The 5,980-nt window shown below is 61.4% G+C and carries 3 protein-coding genes and 2 pseudogenes; 3 read left to right on the top strand and 2 right to left on the bottom strand.

Translation table 11 applies throughout. The features are described from left to right. Positions 1-132: 132 nt before the first annotated feature. Positions 133-1,665, bottom strand: coding sequence for a phospholipase C (locus F0Q45_RS23710; protein WP_149656227.1), 1,533 nt, complete (start codon positions 1,663-1,665; stop codon positions 133-135). A gap of 252 nt (positions 1,666-1,917) precedes the next feature. Next, positions 1,918-3,453: a phospholipase C gene (locus F0Q45_RS23705; RefSeq protein WP_149656226.1), complete on the bottom strand. Its 1,536-nt coding sequence runs from the start codon at positions 3,451-3,453 to the stop codon at positions 1,918-1,920. Between the two features lie 725 nt (positions 3,454-4,178). Here F0Q45_RS23705 and F0Q45_RS23700 point away from each other — a divergent pair. The 3 genes and pseudogenes from F0Q45_RS23700 to F0Q45_RS23690 all read left to right on the top strand — a co-directional run. Next, the gene (locus F0Q45_RS23700) at positions 4,179-4,901 is read left to right on the top strand and encodes a GAP family protein (RefSeq protein ID WP_188113124.1); all 723 of its coding nucleotides are present in this window, start codon (positions 4,179-4,181) and stop codon (positions 4,899-4,901) included. Between the two features lie 331 nt (positions 4,902-5,232). Continuing rightward, a pseudogene (locus F0Q45_RS23695) lies at positions 5,233-5,781 on the top strand (hypothetical protein); the annotation flags it as partial. Positions 5,782-5,789: 8 nt separating this feature from the next. Next, a pseudogene (locus tag F0Q45_RS23690) lies at positions 5,790-5,980 on the top strand (hypothetical protein); the annotation flags it as partial.

Below are 5,980 nucleotides of genomic sequence, written 5' to 3'. Positions count from 1 at the left end.
CAGGCGCGGCAGAAGTACGCCGCGAAGCTCCGACCGCGTGTCTCATCTCACGGCATTGCGCAAACCATGCATAAGGCCTGGGATAGCGAATTCGGTGAGCCAGTAGCGCTGGCCGCAGTGCAGGCAAACGTTTCAGCACAGGCCGCTGGGAATTCCCCGAACCGGATTGGTTTCCTGGGTCGGCATCATCTGCGGGAAGGGCACGCGATACGGAATTGATGTCTTGGTAGTCGTCCCCAATACCGCGTTGGGCACACACTGCGGCAGTTTTGGAAGCGACTTCAGCCTCGGGTGGTCCAGGTTCGGCTTTGAGGGATTGGGAGGAACGGCGAAATTAAACGTCGAGGTCATGTCGCCGACCACGCCGTTTCGCCACGCGGTGAGATTGGGAACCGGGACGCCGAACCGCGTGCTGATCAACTTCAGCGTCGACGTGTGGTCGAACGTGTCATGAACCATGAGCGGACCGCGGCTGTAGGGTGATACGACGATGCAAGGGACGCGAAAGCCCAGACCGATGGGCCCACGGATGCCGCCGGAGCCCGGTACCGAATTGATGTCGGGCACTGTAACGAACTCGCCTGGCGTACCCGGCGGCGCGGTGGGCGGCGCCACGTGATCGAAGAAGCCGCCGTTTTCGTCATAGTTGACAATCAGCGCGGTCTTTTCCCAGACCGCTGGATTGGACAACAAGATTCGCAGCACGTCCACGATCGCCACCGCGCCGATGGAAACCGGGAAAGCGGGATGCTCGGATAACAGGAATCCGGGCAGTACCCAGGAGACTTTCGGCAGCTTGTTGTTCCGCACATCAGCGGCGAAATCTAACGGGTAGGTCGGGGCGATGCCGAAGCGAGCCAAATTCGATCGGGGATCAGCGGCCTGCCGAAAGTCATTGACCAGCCCATTGTAGCCGACGACCGTGTTATTAAGTGCTCCGAGCAACTTGTTCTGGTAGACCTTCCAGCTGACGGCGGCATCTTCTAGGTTCTCGGGCATGATGCGCCAGCTGAGCTTTTGCTGCGGTTGGATGTTCGGCTCAATCAGTATGGGGCCACCGTTAGTGCCGTCCGGGTCGATCCAGGCACTCATCCAGTAGAGTCGATTGGGCGTGGTCCCGCCCAGCAGCGAACAATGGTAGCCGTCGCAAACCGTAAAAGTGTCGGCAAGCAAATAGTGGATGGGCAAGTCTTGACGGGCGTAATAGCCCATTGTCACCGGCACGTTTCCTTGCAGCGGGCTGAATTGGGCTTGCGCCGGCAGCCAGCCGTCCATGGCGCCGCCATTCCACGATTCGTGCTGGGATACCCAAGCGTGGTCGGGATCGTTCACACATTCGCCGGCAACCAAAGGGCCCCGGGTGGTGTCGAAGCGGAACGGGATGGTGGTGGCAGTGGGATCGACCGCCTGCGTCGCCGGGTTCCAGCCTTTTTGCGCGAATGCCGGCGATGGGTCGTTGAAGCCGCGGGTGCTGGAGAGCGTACCGAAGTAATGATCGAAGGATCGGTTTTCCTGCATCAACAAGACAATGTGCTCAATATCGGTCAAATGACCAGAGCAGGGGCCGGCACCGTAGGCTTTTTCGATTATTGGAGCGGCTAATGATGTGAGAGCGCTAGCGGTGGTGGCGGCAGCCGCTTTAGCCAAAAATTGTCGACGGCTCATTCCGTCGATTGGGGGTTCGCTGCCCACACGCCCTCCTCGAGGCCTTTAATGCCTTCTCCCGATCACGGTATAGTTGTGCCTGCGATCACCTGGATAGCCCGACCGGCGTGTCGGACTCGATAGCACATCTATTTGCCAGCGGCCGCGCCGTCCTGCTACGCCAATTCCCGCGAGAATCTGAGTGCATGCATTTACGGACGCAAAGTTCTGTCACTGCACGCGGTGAGCCGCAACGACATGTTCACGGACACTTCAGCACAACCCGCTGGGAATGCCGCGAACCGGGGTGGTTTCCTGAGTGGGCATCATCTGCGGAAAGGGCACTCGATACGGAATGGCCGGTAGTGTGCCGTCGGTAGTTCCCAGTACGACATTGGGAATGCACTGCGGCAGTTTCGGCACGGCGGCCAACAGCGGATGGCTCAGGTTCGGTTTGGTCGGGTTCGGCGGTACCGCAAAGTTGAACGCCGAGGTCATATCGCCCACAACGCTGTCACGCCAAGCAGTCAAGTTGGGAATCGGAACACCGAACCGCGCGCGAATCAATTTCAGCTGCGAGGTGTGGTCGAAGATGTCATGGACCATCAGCCCGCCGCGGCTAAAAGGCGAAATGACCAAGCACGGCACGCGAAAGCCCAGGCCGATCGGTCCGCGGATTCCTCCCGAACCTGTCACCGCATTGATGTCCGGCACTGTGACATATTCGCCGGGCGTGCCGGGCGGCGCTGTTGGCGGTGTCACGTGATCGAAGAAGCCGCCGTTTTCGTCATAGCTGATGATCAGGGCGGTTTTCTCCCACACCGCTGGGTTGGATAGCAGGATGCGCAACGCGTTCACCATTGCCACGGCGCCCAGGGCCACCGGAAGTGCGGGGTGTTCGGATTGGGTGAACGGCGGCACCAGCCAGGAAACCTGCGGCAGTCTGTTGGCTCTCACGTCGGCCGCGAAGTCCACCGGGTAGCCCGGTGCGATACCGAAACGCGCAAGGTTAGACCTGGGGTTGGCGGACTGCCGGAACGCCTGTACCAACCCGTTATTGCTGATGGGCGTGTTGATGAATCGCCCCGCGTCCTTGCTTTGGTACACCTTCCAGCTAATGCCCGCGTCTTCGAGGTTCTCCGGCATGATGCGCCAGCTGTACTGCTGTTCGGGCAGGAAGCCGGGTTCCACCAACTGCGGTCCACCATTGGTGCCGGCGGGATCGATGGTGGCGCTCATCCAATACAGCCGATTGGGCAGCGTGCCGCCCAGCAGTGAGCAATGGTAGCCGTCGCAAATGGTGAACGTATCGGCCAGCAGATGATGGATAGGAATGTCTTTGCGCGTGTAATAACCCATCACCATCGGGACATACGGGCCGGTACGGGTGGCCGATTGCGCTCCCAGCCAGTTGTCGTTACCGCCGTTGTTCCATGAGTTGTGCATGGCAATCCAGGCGTGATCGGGGTCGTTGACGCATTCACCGTCTAGAAAAGGGCCACGAGTGGTATCGAGGCGAAACGGAATAGTTATCCCGGCCGGGTCGAGCGCCTGCGTCATCGGGTTCCAGCCTTTTTGCTGGAACGCCGGAGACGGGTCACTGAAACCTCTAGTGCTGGAGAGGGTGCCGAAATAGTGATCGAACGACCGGTTCTCCTGCATCAGCAGCACGATGTGCTCAATATCTGTCAAGTGACCAGAGCATGGCCCCGCACCGTAAGCCTTTTCAATCACTGGGGCGGCGTAGTCCATGAGCAACGCTGCGGAGCCAGCGCCAGTGAGCTTTGCAAGAAACTCCCGTCGTGACATTCCTCGGAACGGGTTTCCGCTCACTCAATCCGCCTCCCTGCGCGTACTTCAGCCCACGGTATAGTTACGAAGGCAATTGACAGCGATACGCCCATCGGTGTGTCGCGAGCGGACTTTCCCGTCCGCAAATGCAATACGACCGCTGTTTGGGTTCGGTGCGCGCGAGCGGTGCCCTCGGTGACTGTCAATCTTGAAACAACGCGGGTATCGCGTCGGTTCGCTGCGGAATAACGCCATGGGCGCTGCGATGACACCGAAGCCGCGAGTCATGGCGTGGATGCGAAGTTCTACCAATCGGCACCACGAACTACTTGGCGCCGGGCGCTGGCGCATCGCCACCACGAGTCGGTACTTTGTAATCCAGTCCATACCGAAAACCCTCAAGCGCGGCCGTCGTAGCGGTGACCGCTCGGGACCGGCCTTGGCTCGCCGCCGCGTAGGCAAAACACGAATTAAAGGCCGTCTAGACGAAAATTTATTTAATTCCGAATTTTTCATCGCCTCCTCATAGTGCCATTTCCCGCTGCAGCTTCAGCGCTAGGAGGAGCCGTATAATTCGAGGTCATCGACCGCTCACCCAGTATTCGTGCGATCGGGCCTGGCGCCGACGGTCTTATCCTTGCGCCAGAAAAGACGGGCAGTCCGGGTAACCCCGTCGTGATGGGGAAATCCAACGTCCTGCATGGGTTTCGCAAACCCGTGACGTCGTTGTAGCGTCCGTTGCCATGTGGGGCACGGTGCTGGTGTTAGCTCTTGTTGCGACAGCCGACCCGGTGCGTATCGGGATCAGCGTGCTCCTTTCGTCTCGGCCTCACGCCGCTGGCCCGCTGGTCGCGTTTTGGCTTGGCGGCGTCGCGACTAGTGTTGCCCTGGCTGTAGGGGTGCTTTTCGGCCTCCGTCACTTCGCGCTGGAAACGATGCACCGGGTGGAGCGCGCCACTGCTAGCCCCACCGCCGGGCAGATTCAGATTGCGATGGGTGTGCTGGCGCTGCTCATTGCTGGATTCGCGGGTGGGATCTCGCCGCGTCAGCGGAACCGCCTGAGCATGCCAGGCGCCAGTCCATCTCAATTACAGGTTCTGACGTCGAACACAATCTCGAGGGTGTCGACACGCGCCCAGTTTGCGTTGCAGGCTCGACCATTGCAGGTGGCATTCCTCCTTGGAGTCGGGATGCTAGTGGACCTCAGGTTCTTGGTCGCGCTCACCGCGATTCTGACCTCCGGAGCCGCTGCGGGTACCCAGATCAGTGCGGCCGGTGTCTATACCGTCGTCGCACTTGCCTTCATCGAGCTGCCGTTAGCAAGCCAGCTAGCGGCACCGGCAAAGACCGGCCAGATGATGTCCGCGGTACAGGGTTGGGCAAAGGCCCGACGGCAACAGATCTTCGCTCTCGTCATCGCTATGCTCGGGCTATTTCTCATGACAAACGGAATGGGCCACGCCTGACGCGTACTTGAAAATTCCGTCTGCCTGCGGTTCCATCGCGACCGCGCGTTGACCCTTGCTTTGAGCAGCCAATCAAGCATGGCGCGTCGGCTTAAATGGACTGGCGGCACAGCGAACGACAATCGCCGGCTGGTTTTGCAGGCATTCAGGTTGAGCATCAGGGGGTTGTGATCCGGCGTTGACGGTGAGCAGCTCGCCGACGGGTCGTAGCTGAGTTGGTGTTTGTGGTGCCGGGGCGGCACGGTGATCACGTCGTTGTAGGCGACGGCCCTCCCGGCATTTCTCCGGCGGAGTCTTTCGGGAGGGCCGTCGGTTGCGCCTGGAGGCGCCGATGGTCACCGTAGAGACCGATGTCGATCAAGTCGAGCGCAGCCTGGCAGCGGGTGAGCTGAGTTGCCCGGCGTGTAGTGGTGTGTTGGCGGGTTGGGGGTGGGCCAGGCCGCTGTGGTTGTGTCCGCGCCGGTCGCGGTGCACCGGCTGCGGCGTGACTCACGTGTTGTTGCCGGTAGCGGCGTTGCTGCGGCGCGGCGATGTGGCGGTGGTGATCATGGCCAGGTTGGCGGCCAGCGCGGTGCGCCGGGTGGGGTTTGGTCGGATTGCCGCCGAGTTGGCCCGTCCGGCGGAGACGGTGCGGGGCTGGCTGCGCCGCTTCGGCGGGCGAGCCGAGGCGGTGCGGTCGGTGTTCACGGTGGGGCTGTGTGCGGTGGATGCCAATCCGGTGATGCCTGCGGGGGCCGGCAGCGGGTTCGCCGAGGCGATGGTGTCGATCGCTGCGTTGGCGGCGGCCATTGGGCGCCGGTTTATGTTGTCCACGGTGTCGCTGGCCGAGACCGTGGTGGCGGTGTCGGGTGGGCGATTGTTGGCGCCGTGCTGGCCCGGCCCCCGGTGGGGCATGCCGAGGACACGGTGCGGCCGGCGCTCGCTTGCCGCGGTGTCCTCAAGGCGATCTACGTCGATCGCGTGCTCGCCGTTCGTCGATGAGTGGTCGCTGCGAGCATGCGCGAAACTTGCTGTGCGCCTAGTCCATTCAGCTGAATGCTGGTCAACACCAATCACCCCCACGCTATCCGACGCCAGTT

Source organism: Mycobacterium simiae (genome assembly GCF_008370645.1).
GTDB classification, from domain to species: domain Bacteria; phylum Actinomycetota; class Actinomycetes; order Mycobacteriales; family Mycobacteriaceae; genus Mycobacterium; species Mycobacterium simiae_A.
The sequence above is the reverse complement of the archived record's forward strand: the minus strand, read 5'-3'. Positions and strand labels throughout refer to the sequence as shown.